This window comes from Chryseobacterium sp. MYb7 (assembly GCF_002979455.1).
Lineage (GTDB): Bacteria > Bacteroidota > Bacteroidia > Flavobacteriales > Weeksellaceae > Chryseobacterium.
Genome location: NZ_PCOU01000014.1, coordinates 24,688 through 40,921, shown reverse-complemented (window position 1 = coordinate 40,921; position 16,234 = coordinate 24,688). Strand labels below are relative to the sequence as shown.

Below are 16,234 nucleotides of genomic sequence, written 5' to 3'. Positions count from 1 at the left end.
AGCCGTAGAGATTCTCTACGGCTTTCTTAATTTTCAGACTGTTTCAATTCTTTTGTTGAGCATTCCTGCATCGGGATTATAGTTATCCCATATCTTCCATGTATCATTTATTTTTCGGATAAAATAGATCTGAGTGCTCAATTGATTCACAAAATGCTCTTCTCCGGTTTCTCCCACTTTAAACAGAAGATTCCAGAATTCCTGAGATTCTAATATTTTTTTGTCTGGTTCGTCAGTAACAATATGAATATCAAATACTTCGTAGTTGGATCTGTTGTTTTTGGTAACCAGGTGAAAATCCTTGTCGCACAGTTCCTTACTGAATTGAGATGCTCTTTCCAGGAAAGGTGAATCGGCGAATACCAAATCTTTTAGCAGTTCAGTATTGTGAATAGGGAACAGTTTATAAAACTCAAAAGCGGATGCACAGTAATCATAAACCATCTGCGTAAGATAGGATTGATCATCGATTTCTTCTTCGTCTTCTTTCCTGTATCTTACCGTAAGGATATAATCGTTAAGGTCTTTATAGCCCAGGAAGATACAAATCTTATCCAACGTTTTTAAAAATCTGAGATCACTGTGGGTTTTATCCTGATAATCATTTTCAAAAAAACGCTGAAGGGTAACATGGGAAATGGTATTTCCGATTTCAAATTTTTTACCACCTTTTAGTTCTTCAGCTTCAGAGAGTTCGTCTTTGATGATTTCGGAAAGAATAATATAATGGCTTCTCTTCCATTCACTCACATTCCCCAAAACAGAATTTCTTACCTTGGAATGCTTTACAACCTCCTCTCGTATCGAATTATATATAGTTTTCAATTTCCTTGTTTTTGAATGAGTTTTATCAAATATACTGCCAAAATATTAATATTTTCGTACGATTTTGTGATGTTAAATTCAAAATTTGTTTTATTTTTCAGGTGAAGAATAGTTTTTGAAATCTTTGTGGTTTGATTATCAGTGTTTAAACCTTTCAAAGGCAGCTCTTTCCAACATTTCTCTGTCATCCGGATGGGCAATACTGATGAGTTCCTGTGCTCTCTGGCGGAGGTTTTTACCATATAGATAAGCTGTTCCGTACTCTGTAACTACATAATGAATATGGCCTCTTGTGGTGACTACCCCGGCACCCTGTTTAAGAAAAGGTACAATTCTGGAAATTCCTTTTTTTGTTCTTGCGGTAATGGCTATGATAGGTTTTCCATCATCACTTAAAGCAGCACCACGCATAAAGTCCATTTGTCCTCCGATTCCGCTGTATTGCATGGTTCCTATAGAATCTGCACATACCTGCCCTGTAAGATCTATTTCAATGGCAGAATTGATGGCTACCATTTTTTTGTTTCTCATGATGTTGATCGGGAAATTGACTTCACTTACGTCTCTGAACGCAAATACGGTATTGTCATCTACATAATCATAAAGTTTTCGGGTTCCGAAACAGAAACTGGTAATGGTTTTGTTATCATTATAGCCCTTGTATTTGTTGTTGATCACATCATCCTGAATCAGATCAATAACACCGTCACTCAGCATCTCTGTGTGGATTCCCAGATCCTTGTGATTGGTAAGGCATTTCAGCACTGCATCCGGAATCGTTCCGATACCCATCTGAAGAGTAGATTTGTCTTCAATAAGTTCTGCCACATTTTTTCCTACAAGCATTTCTTCGGGGCCTACTTTTGAACCATAATCTACGGTAGGAAGTTCTTCTTCATGCCAAACCAGTTTATGGATTCTGCTGATGTGGATCATTCCGTCCCCATGGGTTCTCGGCATTCTCGGATTAACAATGGCAACGATGATTTTCGTCGTATCTACAGCAGCTCTTGCGATGTCTACAGAGGTTCCCAATGTACAGAAACCATGTTTGTCCGGAGGGGAAACTGTGACAATGGCTACATCAAGAGGGAGAATGTTTTTTCTGAATAGAATAGGAATTTCGCTTAAGAAAACGGGAACAAAGTCTCCGCGTTCAGAATTCACAGCATCACGCACAGGTGTGGAAACAAATAAAGAATTGATGAAAAAACTGTCTTTATATTCCGGTTTTGCAATCTCTACATTTCCCTGCTGGGTAATAGAAACCATTTCAACATTTTGTAACCGGCCAGACTGTCTTGCCAGCTCATCAATCAAATAATTGGGAGTGCATGCACTCCCATGGAAAAATACACGGTTTCCGCTTTTTATGGTATATATTGCTTCTTCTGCACTGATGTAATTATTCATATTTTGTCTTTTTTTAAAGGTGTCTAGCGTATTGATACAGCTTATAAAATGCTTCTATTCTCTCAAAGATAATCTTTATAATTTTATATTCATATAAATATTTTGAGGATATTATGCAGACTTTTGTCATGTTGTGGGAAACAATTTAGGAATAAATAAGAAGGGTTTAATGTGTTGGAATTCAATGGTTTTTGCCTTATTGATGTAGGGTTCTTAATTAGCCTGAGCTTGGAAAAATCATTGTTAGATAGAAGATACAACATCGAAACGTCAACAATTTACAGTGAATATTTTGGGAAGTCTGATCGAATATTTGTTTCCAAAAAAAACCGTCATTTAACTTAAAGAAAGTAAATGACGGTCAATTATTTTTAAACTTTGCTTATTGATAATTATATAAAGCAGAACTCATCGTATGCCATAGTTTTAATAAACTTAGACCGATGATTGTCCTTGTATTATCATATTATAAACCATACAGTCTTTTGCATACACATACTGTATGACTCGAATTTTCCGGATTATAGCAAAAATCTTCAGGAAATGCTTCTACAAATTGATTCATAAGTTGAACACAAACAATACGTGTCGGATTATCACCTCCTTTTACATTTTTTAGCTCGTTTCTCTTCATTTTTTTAAGATTTTTCATAAGTTATTATTGTTTTTAGTTTTTCCTACTCATATAGCTTTTCGGAGTACGCTTTTAAAATCTTTTAAATTTAAAAATTAATTCCGAAATATATAATTTATTCCAAAAAAACCGTCATTAAACTTTAAAAAAGCAAATGACGGTCAATTATTTTAGGTTTTTCTTAAACTGAATTCCAGATTAATTAGAAATTTCTGCGGTTGTTTTCTGCTTCATACTCCCGGTTTCTGCAAATCGTAAATGCCAACTGAACGCTTCCTGAAGTAAATGGGGAGTATGGCCTCCCTTTTCACAAGCTCTGTCGAAGTAAGATTGTAATTCTTCCTTATAATCCGGGTGAACACAATTGTCGATGATTTTCTGTGCCCTTTCTCTTGGAGCCAATCCTCTTAAGTCAGCCAATCCAACATCTGTTACCAGAATATCTACATCATGTTCTGTATGATCGGTATGGGAAACCATTGGAAGAACATGGGAAATATTGTTGCCTTTTGAAGCTGCCTGAGTTACGAAAATACTTAAATAGGCATTTCTTGCGAAGTCTCCGGAACCTCCGATTCCGTTCATGATTTTTGTACCTCCAATATGGGTAGAGTTTACGTTTCCATAGATATCAAATTCAATAGCTGTATTGATGGCAATTACTCCTAACCTTCTGATCAACCCCGGAGTATTGGAAATATTCTGAGGTCTTAAAACGAACTTGTCTTTATATTTTGACAGATTTCCTAAAACTCTTTCATAACATTCCTGAGAAACGGTAATGGAAGATGCAGAAGCAAAGCTTAGCTTACCGGAATCTATCAGATCAAATGTGCTGTCCTGCAGTACTTCAGAAAACATCGTCAGGTCATAAAAATTACTGTCTTTGAATCCTGTCAAAACAGCATTGGCAACTTTACCAATACCTGCCTGAAGAGGAAGTAATCTGTCGGTAAGACGACCTAAAAGAACTTCATTCTCAAAGAAGGCAAGAAGGTGCTTGGCGATAGCTGTTGTTTTTTCATCTGGCTCTGCAATATCGGCCGGGCTGTCTTTACGGTTGGTGAAAACAATGGCTTCAATTTTTTCAGGATCTACAGGAATGCTTTTTCTCCCGATTTTGTTCCATGGAGCTACAATTGGGATAACATTTCTATAAGGATAATCTTCAGCCTGGTAGATATCATGAATTCCGTAGACTTCTTCAGGAACTTCGGTATTGATCTCAATAATCACTTTTTTAGCCAAAGCCGCAAAAGTCACTGAATTTCCTACAGAAGTAGTAGGAACAATGCTTCCGTCTCTTTCAATATAAGCAGCTTCGATAATGGCTACGTCTATGCTTTGAAGATTTTTAGTGTGAAGAAGTTCGGCACTTTCGCTTAAATGTTGATCGATGAAGAGAATTTCACCGTTATTGATCTTGTTTCTTAAGATAGGATCTACCTGAAATGGCATTCTTTTCTTCAAAACATTGGTCTCTGCCAGTTTTCCGTCGGTACCGTGACCCAATGAAGCTCCGGTCATCAAAGTGACTTTCAGGTTTTCTGTTTTTCCTCTTTCTGCAAGTGCCGGCAAAATGGCTTTGCTGTCACCTGCTTTTGTAAAGCCGCTGGACCCGATGGTCATACCGTCTTTAATGATTTTTACTGCATTTTCAGCTGTAGTAACTTTTTCGTGTAGACTTTCTAATCTGATTCTTTCTAACATGTAATATTGATTTTGTTTTAAACCACCATTACTTAGGATGCGTTATGAAAAATAATGATGGTTAATATGTTAACCATACCTCACAAATTTACGAAAAAAGACGCTTTAAATAAAGGATTTAAAGCGTCTTTTGTATGTATTCAGTAGTACTTTCTTGATAATTTTACTGTTTTATTCCAGCCATGAAGTTTTATAAGAAGGATCTTCTACTTTTAAAGCTTCTTCTGTAATTTTTAAAGGACGGAAAGGGTCTACCATTACGGCATATTCTTCCGTGAATTTTTTACCGATACTTCTTTCCATGGCACCAGGGTGAGGTCCGTGTACAATGCCTCCTGGGTGAAGGGTAAAGTCCATTAAATCAATGTGATTACGGCTCATGAAATCACCTTCTGTATAGAATAATACCTCATCAGAATCAATATTAGAGTGGTTGTAAGGTGCAGGAATAGCCTGTGGATGATAATCATACATTCTTGCACAGAATGAGCACACTACGAAATTATGTCCTTCAAAATTCTGGTGAACCGGTGGCGGTTGATGAATTCTTCCGGTAATCGGTTCGAAGTTTTTAATATTGAATTTATAAGGATAAAAATAACCGTCCCAGCCTGCCACATCAAACGGGTGTGTAGCGTAGATGAAATCTGTAATCTGGTTTTCTTTTTTTACTTTGATTAGGAATTCTCCTTTTTCATCGATGGGTTCTCTGTAAGTAGGAGCAATCATATCTCTTTCACAGAATGGAGAATGTTCCAATAGCTGCCCGAATTCATTTCTGTATCTTTTCGGAGTATAAATAGGAGAGTGGCTTTCTAATACAAAAAAAACTGTATCATCAGACTTCAATTCCACCTGATAAATGGTTCCTCTCGGAATAATAAGATAATCTCCGGTTACGAATTCAAGATCACCTACAAATGTTTTCAAAATTCCGGTTCCGTTATGAACATACAAAAGCTCATCACATTCTGCATTTTTGTAAAAGTAATCCATCGATTTTCTTGGCTTTGCCAATCCCATTTTCAGGTCGTTATTCATCAAAAGGATCTTTCGGCTGTCCATAAAGTCATCTTCAGGAGTGACGTTCATTCCCTTAAACATTCTTGGAGCAACATTTTTTTCCACAGCAATTTTTGGAGTGACATCTTTCGGCTCACCGATAGATTTGATCTGCGTAGGGCGGTGGATATGATATAACAAAGAAGAAATACCATGGAAGCCTTCTGTACCGAAAAGCTGTTCATAGTAAAATTTATCTTCCGGAGACTTAAAGATCGTATGCCTTTTTGGTGGGATATTTCCCAAGTGATGATATCTCATTTTACTTTCATATGTAGTTTCTCAAATTTAATCATTTTTCATGAATTGGCTCAACCTATATTTTTTGCATTAAGTTTTGTATTTGAAAAATAATTGTTAGATTTGTCTAACAATTTTAATTTCATGAAACGAATATTATTTTCTATTACTTTTTTATCAACCTATTGTTTTGCGCAGGAGACCGATAGTTTGAGTTTACAACAGACTAAAAATCTGGATTCTGCGAGAGTTACAAAGAGGGAAATCAAGACAAGTAACATTGAAGATGTAGTGGTTACCGGTACCATAAAACCGATGAGCAGGTCTAAAAGTCCTGTAGCAGTAGAGATCTACAGTCAGAAATTTTTTCAGAAAAATCCTACTCCCAGTATTTTTGAAGCCATTGCGATGGTGAATGGGGTAAAACCTCAGCTGAACTGTTCTGTTTGTAATACAGGGGATATCCACATCAACGGATTAGAGGGACCTTACACCATGATTCTGATTGACGGAATGCCGATCGTAAGTTCACTTTCCACAGTATATGGATTGAGCGGAATTCCAAATAGTCTGGTTGACAGAATAGAGGTTGTGAAAGGTCCTGCATCATCTATTTATGGTTCTGAAGCGATGGGAGGAGTGATTAATATTATCACCAAAAATGCACTGACCGCTCCTAAATTAAGTGTTGACCTGATGACAACAAGCTGGTTTGAAAATAATCTGGATCTTTCCACCAAATTCAATGTAGGAAAGAATGCAGCTTCATTATTAAGTTTAAATTATTTTAGTTTTCAGCAAAGAATAGATCAGAATAAAGATAATTTCACGGATACCACTTTACAAAGCAGAATTTCCGTATTTAACAAGTGGAATTTTAAGAGAAAAGAAAACAGACAGGCAAGTTTTGCTTTGAGGTATCTGTATGAAGACCGTTTTGGGGGAGAAATGCAATGGAATAAATCTTTCCGTGGCAGTGATGAGGTGTACGGAGAAAGTATTTATACAAATAGAGCAGAGGTTTTCGGTTTATATGAATGGCCGATGAAAGAACATATTGTGACTCAGTTTTCTTATAATTATCACGACCAGAATTCTTTTTATGGATCCAATCCGTTCAATGCTACACAAAAAGTAGCTTTTGTGCAGACGTATTGGGATAGAAGCTTCGGGAAACATGATATTATTGCCGGACTTACTTTCAAAAGAACTTTTTACGATGACAATACACCAGGAACATTAGCTTCAGACGGTATCACCAATGCCCCGATGAAGTCTCCTATCTGGGGAGCCTTTATTCAGGATCAATGGGAAATCAATGATAAAAATACCTTATTGCTTGGATACCGATATGATTATGATAAAGTACATCATTCCGTACACTCACCGAGGTTTGCATGGAAATTCAACCCTAATCCGTATCACACTTTACGTTTCAACTTTGGAACAGGATTCAGAGTGGTTAATTTATTTACAGAAGATCATGCAGCATTGACGGGTTCAAGGGAAGTTGTAGTGAAATCAGACTTGAAACCGGAAAGATCCATCAACGGAAACCTGAATTATATCTGGAAAATCCCTGTAGGTAACCGAATGGTGAACCTTGATGCTTCTGCTTTCTATACTTATTTCAGTAATAAAATTGTAGGGGACTTTGATTCTGATCCTAATAAAATTATTTATGATAATCTCCACGGATATGGAATTTCAAGAGGAGCTTCCCTGAATGTCGATTTTAGTTTTCAGTTTCCTTTGAGTGTTAATCTGGGAGTGACTTATCTGGACGTATACCAGAAATTCGATAACGAAAATCAAAAAACACAACAGCTGCATGCCCCGAAGTGGAGTGGTACTTATAACCTGACGTATAAGTTCGAGAATAACCTGACCATCGATTTTACAGGACAGTTCTACGGATCAATGCGACTTCCTGTTTTAGTGAACGACTACCGCCCTGAATATTCACCCTTTTATTCTTTGGCTAATATTCAGGTGTCCAAGAGTTTCAAATCCGGATTTGAAGTGTATTGCGGAATGAAAAATTTATTCAATTTCAGACCTAAAGATCCCTTGATGAGACCATTTGACCCATTTGATAAGCATGTTGATGATCCTATCAACAATCCTAATCATTATACTTTTGATACGGCATACGGCTATGCACCGATGCAGGGAATCAGAGGATTTCTGGGAGTAAAATATACTTTAAAATGAAAAAAATAGCTTTATTTTTAATGTTAGTGCCCTGTTTTTATCTGTCTCAGATGAAGACAGGCACTTTTTCTGATCTTGAGGTTCAGCAGAAAGAAAATCCGAAGCCGGTTGTTATTCATCTTTACACCGATTGGTGTGCTGTTTGTAAAATTGAATCTTTTCGCTTGAGTAAAGATAAAGAGCTGGTTGATATGATCAATGATCATTTTTATTTTGTCAATTTCGAGGCGGAAAAGACGAAGGAGAAAATTCATTTCCAGAATCAGGAGTTTGAATATCTGCAGAATGGAAATTCCGGAATTCATGAGTTGGCGCTGGCTTTATCTAAGAATAAAAATCAGCCGGTTTATCCTTTATGGGTATTTCTGGATAAGCATCAGAATCTGGTGTATTATCAGGAAGGGCAGATGACGCCTGAAAAAATGAAGCAGAAGCTGTTGGAGATTTCTGCTTTGTAATGTGTGATATTTAAATTTAGACAATTATATACAATTTCACATTAATCCTGCTATCTTGTTATTATGACTGTCATTCTGAATGTAACGCAGTGAAATGAAGAATCTAAGCTTTACATGAGATTCTTCCTTCGTTAGAATGACAATGGTGTAAAATCCTATATAGCCGTGTAAATTTAAATATCTGCATCAATCAGCACTGCCAGTTGAATACAAGGCTCGTCAGAACGGTTGCTCCATGCGTGATTTGTTCCTCTTTGAATGACGATGTCGCCCGGTTTCAGAAGTGTTTCCCCTTCTTCCATGATGAGGTAAAGCTCACCGGAAAGAATAATGATATAATCCAGTGTGGAAGTTTGATGCATCATCGGATGAGGTTCATTCTTTTTCCATTCTACTCCTAAACCCTTATCAGGAGGAACTACTACATATCGGAAGTAAGTGCCGTTCTTAGGCGTTTGCGGAAATCCGGTATTGGGAATTTGGGTTTCAAAGTCCAGGTTGGCCGGCATTGTCTGGGTATTCCATACATCTGAAATGATCAGTCCCGGAAAATGTTCCACAGCATTTTCTACCTGTTGGTCTTCTATAATAGTAGATTTTCCGTCTTTCGTTCCTGTTACGATTCGTCTTGGTATTTTGTTCATAGATTAATGTTTCATGATCAGTTTATGACCTTGGGTCTGATTATTTTTTAGAATAGAATGTGCCTGCAGAACCGTTTCTAAAGAAAGATTTCCAACGATTTTATACTGAGGAGGAGAAATCGTTTCATTTTCAATAAGTCTCTTTATTTCAAGTAAACTGTTTTTATAATACTCATATTTTTTAACCATTCCGTAAGTATAATTGGAGATGTTCATAATCAATGTCCCTTTATTGAAGAGGATTTCGTGAGCATCTTTTGTAACCAAAGCCGTCACATCTACATACGTTCCGTTAATTTTCAAAACTTCTGCCGTAATTTCTGACATGGAGTTTCCCACCAAGTCAATTCCAAATTCAAAAGGCTGATCATTATTGGCTTTTACAATATTTTGAATAAGATTCTCTTCCCTGTAATTAATGATCTGATGCTTTTTGAGTCCCATATTGAGGAGAATCTGTCTGTTTTCTTCACTACCCACTGTGGCTGTGATTTTTTGGATACCATGGGAGAGTAAAAGTTTAATCAGAAATGAACCCACACCTCCGGTTGCTCCCGTTACCAGAACTGTATTTTCGGGGTTAAGTTTCAAACGGTTAAAGATTTGTAAAGAAGTAAGTCCAGCCGAAGGAATAGAAGCTGCCTGTTCAAATGAAATATTTTTAGGTTTAAAGGAAACAATGGCTTCAGGAATGGCAATATATTCAGCGTAAGTACCGTTGCTTCCCATAGAGCCGCTTCCACAGTAGACTTCATCTCCAATATTAAATGCTGTAACTTCGGAACCTTTATCCACTACAATTCCTGATAATTCTCTTCCTAATATTGGGGAACTGATCAGTTTTCGTTCCAATTCATTTTCCAGCATCTGATAGTCGATAGGATTGAAACCGCTTGCTTTAATCTGGATTAAAACTTCATTGCTTTTGGGCTGAGGCTGTTTGGCAAATCCATCTTCCAGCTTTCCATTTTTATTTAAAATAATTGCTTTCATTATTGTTAATTTGATACACAAATGTAAAAAGGGAATAGTTTATATTTGCTACTAGTTAACCAATGGTAACTAGTTACCTTCATGAAACTATTATGGCAAAAATCATTGAAAACGGTATCGAAAGAGAAGCCAGCTGTACAGAAGAGTTATTCGCAATGCGCGACAGTCTGGATGTATTGGGAGGAAAATGGAAACTGATGATTTTACGGTATCTGACGAACAGACCGGATCAGATGATTCATTTTAAAAAGCTGGAACGCAGTATTGAAGGAATCTCTGCAAAAATGCTGAGCAAAGAATTAAAAGAGCTGGAAACCAATCTCCTGATCACGAGAACTATCCAGGATACAAAACCGATTACGGTAACGTATGCGGTGACGGAATATGGGAAATCTGTATTTCCCGTGACGGAAACATTGGTGAATTGGGGGCTCATTCATCGTGAGAAAATCAAAGAATCAATGAGTTCTTCTGATGTATAGATAAAAAATCCTCAGACTCATTTAGAGTTGAGGATTTTAAATAATACCAAATTGTTTATTAATTTTTATCTAACCACGATTGTATCAGCTCAGCGTGATCTTCCACCCATTCTTTAGCGGTGGCTTCTTTATTTTTACTCTGTTCCATTTTCATTAAAAGATCAGACATATTTTTATCATCAAAATGAAGTTTTGAAAAGAATTTGGCCAGCTCTGGATGATCTTTTGCAAAGCTTTTTCTGGAATAGGTTTTAATCTGCTCTGCTTCACCATATATCTTTTTGGGATCATCAAGAAACTTAAGCTTCATTTTACCAAACATCCAGTGGGGCTGCCATCCGGTTACTATAATCCATTCTTTACGTTGTATGGCATTCTGTAATTCGGTGATCATGGCAATGGTAGAAGAGTTGATCTGCTGAAAATCCAGCTTATAATCAACAATCGCTTTATCTGTTCCAGTGGTTAATCCGGCTCCTTTTTCAATCCCAATGATTCTATGATTGAATTGATCTTTATGCTGATTGAGCTCTTCAATGGAATTAACAGGAACGTATTCCGGCACAACTAATCCGATACGGCCGTTGTCGTAATTGGTTCCAAGATGAGTCAGTCCCGGAAACTTAGCCAGCTTTTTAGCATGGGTGTAAGGAAGCCAGACTCCCATGAAAAGGTCTGTATCTTCATTATTCATTGAAGCCATAATCATATCTGTAGAGGCTTTTTGAATAATTACATGATAACCTTGTTTGTCAAGAATGGCTTTCGCAATATGGGTCATCGCCACATCTTCTGCCCACCCGTCTACCATTCCTATGGTAATATATTTGGAGTTTTTTATGTTTTCACACGAACTTAATGCTGTAAATATTAACATTAAAACGGGTAAAAACAGATATTTAAATTGTTTCATTTTATTGCTTTTTCTTTACAAATCCCTGGGTAATACGATCGAGGATAATGGCTAAAATCACTACGGATAAACCACTTTCAAATCCTAATCCGATATCCAGATTATTAATTCCTTCCAATACTTTCTCTCCCAAACCTCCTGCAGCAATCATTCCTGCAATAACGACCATGGATAATGATAATAATATGGTTTGATTGATCCCTGTTAAAATCGTTTTCATCGCTAAAGGAAGCTCTACTTTGAACAAAATCTGACGGTTGGTCGCTCCGAAAGCTCTGGCTGCTTCTACAATATCTTTCGGAACGGCTTCAATTCCCAAAGTTGTTAATCGAACCGCGGGCGGCATCGCAAAAATGATGGTCGCAAAAGCTCCGGGTACTTTACCGATACTGAAAAACAGTACAGCCGGAATCAGATAGACAAATGCGGGCATGGTCTGCATCAAATCCAGTAAAGGACGAATAATTTTGTCTGCTATTGTGCTTTTAGCCGCTAAAATTCCCAAAGGAATAGAAAGAATAAGAGCCGTAATGGTGGACACAAAGATAAGTGCCAGTGTTTCCATGGTTTCTTTCCAAAGTCCCATTAAAAATATTAAACTTAATCCGGCTGCTGTTACTACAGCGATGCCTTTCCCGGCTTTCCATAATGCCAGCAGCGTAAAAAAGAGAATGATTACATAAAAAGGAGTGTTTGTTAAAACCCATTCAATCCCCATAATGGAGGAATTTCCCAGATGTTTTATAACATCAAATACAGGCTTTCCGTTTTCTGTGAGCCAATTGATTGCAGTTTCTACATATTGGCCTATATCTATAGTTTTATTCATCTTATTGATTGTTTGCGATTTCTTTTAATTCTATGATCTCTTCTTCGTTAAACTTGGTGGCTTCTATGATGAGTGATAATTGGGTAATAAGACCTAAGAATTTATTGTTTTCATCTACCACAGCGATGGACGATTTATTTTCGGAGATCAATGGCAGCATTTCTTCTACAGTCACTTCAGGATAAACTGAAGGAACATTGCTGTTGATGATTGATTCTACCGTAGGTTCTTTCTTTTTGGCGATGCGTACAACATCGTTAAGGGTTACAAAACCAAGAAATTTATTTTGAAAATCCACAACAGGTAAGTTTTCCAGACCTGTAGCTCTCATTTTTCTTAAAGCGCCTTCAGGACCGTCTTTTCTGAAACGTACTACTGTAGCTTTATCAAACATTAAAGATCTTGCGGTAATAATCGTTTTACGGTCTACTTTCTCAACAAACGCTTTCACATAGTCGCTGGCAGGATTGGTTAAAATATCTTCCGCTGTTCCTATTTGTTCTATCACCCCATCTTTCATAATGACGATACGGTCTCCGATTTTAATGGCTTCATCCAAATCATGCGTAATAAAGACAATGGTTTTTTGTAATGTATTCTGTAGTTCAAGCATCTGATCCTGCATTTCAGATTTTATCAAAGGATCCAGTGCGGAGAAGGCTTCATCCATAAGCAACACTTCAGGATCGTTAGCCAGAGCTCTTGCCAATCCTACTCTCTGCTGCATTCCTCCTGAAAGCTGGGAAGGATACTGATTCTCAAAACCATTTAATCCTACAATATCCAATGCTTTCTGTGCTTTTTGATCACGGGAAGCTTTGTCTTCACCTCTGATTTCAAGTCCGAAACCTGCGTTGTCGAGAATTGTATGATGGGGGAGCAGTCCAAATTTCTGAAATACCATACTCATTTCCGTTCTTCTTACTTCCAGTAGTTCTTTGTTGTTTTTCCCGGTAATATCATCGTCATTGATGTATACTTTTCCGGAAGTGGGCTCATTTAGCCTGTTAAGACAGCGCAGTAAAGTGGATTTTCCACTTCCTGACAATCCCATGATCACAAAGAATTCTCCTTCATAGATTTCAAAACTGGCTTTGTTGATCCCTATGGTACAGCCTGTTTTTTCAAGAATTTCCTTTTTGGAAAAACCTTTGTCCAGAAGTTCCTGAGCTTTTTCTTTGTTTTTACCAAAGATGATGGTCAGGTCTTCCACTTTAAGTTTTACTTTTCTAGTGTTTTCATTTTTTTCCATATTCAGAATTTTTCAAATTAATAAATGATATAAAAAATTGTACACCAATTCATTATATACGTTTAGCTTTCGTTGTTCTGCTGATGACGATAGGATAAAATAATTTGCTAAGCCTTTAATGATAAAAGCTTTAAACAAAAAAATAACAGCATAAAGACCTTGTGGCCTTATGTTTATTTTAAATATTTCAATAGATTATACTCTAGAAGAAGAGTGTATCATGTAAAAAGAAACCGATCTTTTACATAGATTCTACAATTAAATTACTGATGAGGTAATTACAGATATGTGTACTGAACAACTTGAATGGCTACATTTGATCAAAATGCTTGCCAGCATCAAAAAACTGTATATCAATTTTTTATGACGGTGCAAATTTACGAATTTTATATTAAATGGATTTTTGCGTGTGTAAGGTGTTGATTTTCAATATTGTTATGGAGGGAAAATTTCACAGGAATTTTTTCTCTTATCATTCAAGTTAAGAGAAGATGAATATGGTAATTATTTTAAAAGATAACCTGTAAGATTATTTCAATAAAACGGCAAGAATGGCAAGGATAGCGGGTAATGCCTGAACGAAAAATATTTTTTTAGCAGCAGAAATTGCACCATAGATTCCGGCAACGGCTACACACCCTAAAAAGAATAATGCTACATTGGTCTGCCATTGAGGATCTTCAATCAAAAAAGACCAGATTAGTCCGGCAGCCAGAAAACCATTGTAAAGTCCCTGATTGGCAGCGAGTCCTTTCGTTGGTTTAAACATTTCTGCAGGCAGAGCAGCTTTAAAAACTTCCTTACCTTTGGTTTCCCATGCAAACATTTCCATCCAAAGAATATAAAGGTGTTCCAGTGCAACAACAGCGATCAGAATTTTAGCAACGATTTCCATGATTCAATATTTTCTCATTGTAAAACTAAAAAAATAAAGTTAAGTTTGAGTATTAATTCTTACAATGGACTCATTCAAATCACATTTAAACAAATTTATTATTGTAACTGACGAGGAATATGCTTCTATTGCGTCTTTTTTTCAGGTTCTTGATGTGAAAAAGAAACAGAATCTGGTGCTGGAAGGAGAGATCTGCCGGACGATGTATTTTGTGGTGAAAGGATGTCTGAGAAAATTCTTCATCAACGAGAAAGGAGTGGAGCAAACCACAGAATTTGCCATTGAAAACTGGTGGATAACGGATACATTTGCTTATGAAAGACAGATTCCAACGGATTTTTCTATACAGGCTGTAGAACATTCTTCTATTTTGGTGATTGATCTGGAGCGTCAGGAAGAATTATTAAAAAAACATCCTGTAATGGAAAGGTATTTCCGGATGATCTATCAAAGAGCTTATGCAGCTTCGGAAAGGAGAATCCGTTATTTGTATGAAATGTCCAGGGAAGAGCTTTATATGCATTTCAGCACATTATATCCTTGGTTTATCCAGAGAATTCCTCAATATCTGATTGCTTCGTTTTTGAATCTTACTCCGGAATATCTGAGTGAAATCAGAGCAAAATTACGATCTTAAACCAGTTTAAGATTTTTACGAACCAGAAACCGGAAATTTGTCATGTGATTAAAAGCTAATGCAATGACAGATAATAAAAATCAATTTCCGCAACTTTTTTTAAGACTGGCTCTTGCCGTTACAATGCTTTCTGCAGTGGCAGACCGATTTGGGTGGTGGAGCAAAGAAAATTCATCATGGGGAAACATGGAGCGTTTTAAAGAATATACAAGAACACTGACATTTTTCCTTCCGGAAGCGTTAAGTACGGTTTCAGCGTATGCCGCTACTTTTTTAGAAATCCTTTTTCCTTTGATGCTGATTTTTGGATTTAAAACAAAGTTGGCAGCCTATGGAAGCAGTATCTTAATGTTGATTTTTGCCATATCCATGACCATTGCATCAGGGCCAAAAGCTCCACTGAACTATTCTGTGTGGGTGGGAAGTGCAGCCGCTCTTTTACTGGCGGTACAGCAACGTTATTCTTTTAGTATAGATCAATTAACCAAAAAAATATAATATTATGAGCGCAAGATTAAATATTGCAACAGTAGATTCAGCAGCATACAAAGCCATGCTGGGATTGGAAGGGTATTTACAAACTATTTCTTTAACACACATTCAGAAGGAACTGATTAAAATCAGAGCTTCCCAGATCAATAAATGTGCGTTCTGCCTTGATATGCACACCAAAGATGCCATCAAATACGGAGAAAGTCCTCAAAGAATTTTTATTCTGAACGGATGGACAGAAGCAAAAGAATTTTTCACTGAAGAAGAGCAGGTGCTATTGGCAATGACAGAAGAAATTACACTGATCAGCGATAAAGGATTAACGGAAGAAACGTATCAAAAAGCGAAGTCTTTCTTTGACGATAACCAGATTGCTCAGATCATTATGGCGATTATTACCATCAATGCCTGGAACAGAATTGCAGTAAGTACTCATCTTCCGATTGCAAAATAATGGCGCGGGGAGATGGAAGATGGAAGTTGATGAAGACTGCATCATCTACGGATGTTTACTTTATTTAAAAACAGCCTTTCAATTTTT

At 36.8% G+C, this 16,234-nt stretch carries 17 protein-coding genes; 6 read left to right on the top strand and 11 right to left on the bottom strand.

Features of this window, described 5'->3' with window-relative positions:
* Window positions 1–33: 33 nt before the first annotated feature.
* The 5 genes from CQ046_RS12575 to CQ046_RS12560 all read right to left on the bottom strand — a co-directional run bounded on the left by CQ046_RS12575 (window position 34) and on the right by CQ046_RS12560 (window position 5,905).
* Window positions 34–825: a hypothetical protein gene (locus CQ046_RS12575; protein ID WP_105702576.1), complete on the bottom strand. Its 792-nt coding sequence runs from the start codon at window positions 823–825 to the stop codon at window positions 34–36.
* Between the two features lie 138 nt (window positions 826–963).
* Entirely contained in the window at window positions 964–2,238 is a 1,275-nt protein-coding gene (locus tag CQ046_RS12570) for an acetyl-CoA hydrolase/transferase family protein (RefSeq protein WP_105702575.1), read from the bottom strand.
* A 466-nt stretch (window positions 2,239–2,704) separates the two neighbouring features.
* A complete protein-coding gene (locus tag CQ046_RS23570; RefSeq protein ID WP_410493686.1) occupies window positions 2,705–2,890 on the bottom strand; it encodes a bacteriocin-like protein in 186 nt (61 codons plus the stop codon).
* A gap of 180 nt (window positions 2,891–3,070) precedes the next feature.
* Window positions 3,071–4,582, bottom strand: coding sequence for a succinate CoA transferase (locus tag CQ046_RS12565; RefSeq protein WP_105702574.1), 1,512 nt, complete (start codon window positions 4,580–4,582; stop codon window positions 3,071–3,073).
* 171 nt (window positions 4,583–4,753) lie between these two features.
* Window positions 4,754–5,905 carry a homogentisate 1,2-dioxygenase gene (locus CQ046_RS12560; RefSeq protein ID WP_105702573.1) on the bottom strand — a complete coding sequence of 384 codons (1,152 nt, stop codon included), beginning with the start codon at window positions 5,903–5,905 and terminating at the stop codon, window positions 4,754–4,756.
* A 123-nt stretch (window positions 5,906–6,028) separates the two neighbouring features.
* Here CQ046_RS12560 and CQ046_RS12555 point away from each other — a divergent pair, with 123 nt between their 5' ends.
* On the top strand, window positions 6,029–8,098 hold the full coding sequence (locus CQ046_RS12555; protein ID WP_105702572.1) for a TonB-dependent receptor plug domain-containing protein: 2,070 nt from the start codon (window positions 6,029–6,031) through the stop codon (window positions 8,096–8,098).
* Complete coding sequence (locus tag CQ046_RS12550) at window positions 8,095–8,556, top strand: thioredoxin family protein (protein ID WP_105702571.1); 462 nt, start codon at window positions 8,095–8,097, stop codon at window positions 8,554–8,556. The genes CQ046_RS12555 and CQ046_RS12550 overlap by 4 nt, the downstream gene beginning before the upstream one ends.
* A gap of 173 nt (window positions 8,557–8,729) precedes the next feature.
* On the opposite strand, the gene CQ046_RS12545 is transcribed toward CQ046_RS12550, so the two are convergent.
* Both CQ046_RS12545 and CQ046_RS12540 read right to left on the bottom strand, forming a co-directional pair.
* Window positions 8,730–9,200, bottom strand: coding sequence for a cupin domain-containing protein (locus CQ046_RS12545; RefSeq protein WP_105702570.1), 471 nt, complete (start codon window positions 9,198–9,200; stop codon window positions 8,730–8,732).
* A 3-nt stretch (window positions 9,201–9,203) separates the two neighbouring features.
* A complete protein-coding gene (locus CQ046_RS12540) occupies window positions 9,204–10,193 on the bottom strand; it encodes an NADP-dependent oxidoreductase (protein WP_105702569.1) in 990 nt (329 codons plus the stop codon).
* Between the two features lie 92 nt (window positions 10,194–10,285).
* Here CQ046_RS12540 and CQ046_RS12535 point away from each other — a divergent pair, with 92 nt between their 5' ends.
* On the top strand, window positions 10,286–10,675 hold the full coding sequence (locus CQ046_RS12535) for a winged helix-turn-helix transcriptional regulator (RefSeq protein WP_105702650.1): 390 nt from the start codon (window positions 10,286–10,288) through the stop codon (window positions 10,673–10,675).
* Between the two features lie 58 nt (window positions 10,676–10,733).
* Here the strand turns inward: CQ046_RS12535 and CQ046_RS12530 are convergent, their stop codons facing one another.
* The 4 genes from CQ046_RS12530 to CQ046_RS12515 form a co-directional block, all read right to left on the bottom strand.
* Window positions 10,734–11,588: a glycine betaine ABC transporter substrate-binding protein gene (locus CQ046_RS12530; protein WP_105702568.1), complete on the bottom strand. Its 855-nt coding sequence runs from the start codon at window positions 11,586–11,588 to the stop codon at window positions 10,734–10,736.
* Window position 11,589: 1 nt separating this feature from the next.
* Window positions 11,590–12,417, bottom strand: a complete 828-nt coding sequence (locus tag CQ046_RS12525; RefSeq protein WP_105702567.1) for an ABC transporter permease — start codon at window positions 12,415–12,417, stop codon at window positions 11,590–11,592.
* Between the two features lies 1 nt (window position 12,418).
* Window positions 12,419–13,669: a glycine betaine/L-proline ABC transporter ATP-binding protein gene (locus CQ046_RS12520; protein WP_105702566.1), complete on the bottom strand. Its 1,251-nt coding sequence runs from the start codon at window positions 13,667–13,669 to the stop codon at window positions 12,419–12,421.
* Between the two features lie 529 nt (window positions 13,670–14,198).
* Window positions 14,199–14,564: a DUF1304 domain-containing protein gene (locus CQ046_RS12515; protein WP_105702565.1), complete on the bottom strand. Its 366-nt coding sequence runs from the start codon at window positions 14,562–14,564 to the stop codon at window positions 14,199–14,201.
* Between the two features lie 64 nt (window positions 14,565–14,628).
* Here CQ046_RS12515 and CQ046_RS12510 point away from each other — a divergent pair, with 64 nt between their 5' ends.
* From CQ046_RS12510 to CQ046_RS12500, 3 genes are all read left to right on the top strand, one after another.
* Window positions 14,629–15,201 carry a Crp/Fnr family transcriptional regulator gene (locus CQ046_RS12510; RefSeq protein ID WP_105702564.1) on the top strand — a complete coding sequence of 191 codons (573 nt, stop codon included), beginning with the start codon at window positions 14,629–14,631 and terminating at the stop codon, window positions 15,199–15,201.
* 63 nt (window positions 15,202–15,264) lie between these two features.
* Window positions 15,265–15,699: a DoxX family protein gene (locus CQ046_RS12505; protein WP_165790511.1), complete on the top strand. Its 435-nt coding sequence runs from the start codon at window positions 15,265–15,267 to the stop codon at window positions 15,697–15,699.
* 4 nt (window positions 15,700–15,703) lie between these two features.
* Window positions 15,704–16,147: a carboxymuconolactone decarboxylase family protein gene (locus CQ046_RS12500; protein WP_105702563.1), complete on the top strand. Its 444-nt coding sequence runs from the start codon at window positions 15,704–15,706 to the stop codon at window positions 16,145–16,147.
* Window positions 16,148–16,234: the final 87 nt, after the last annotated feature.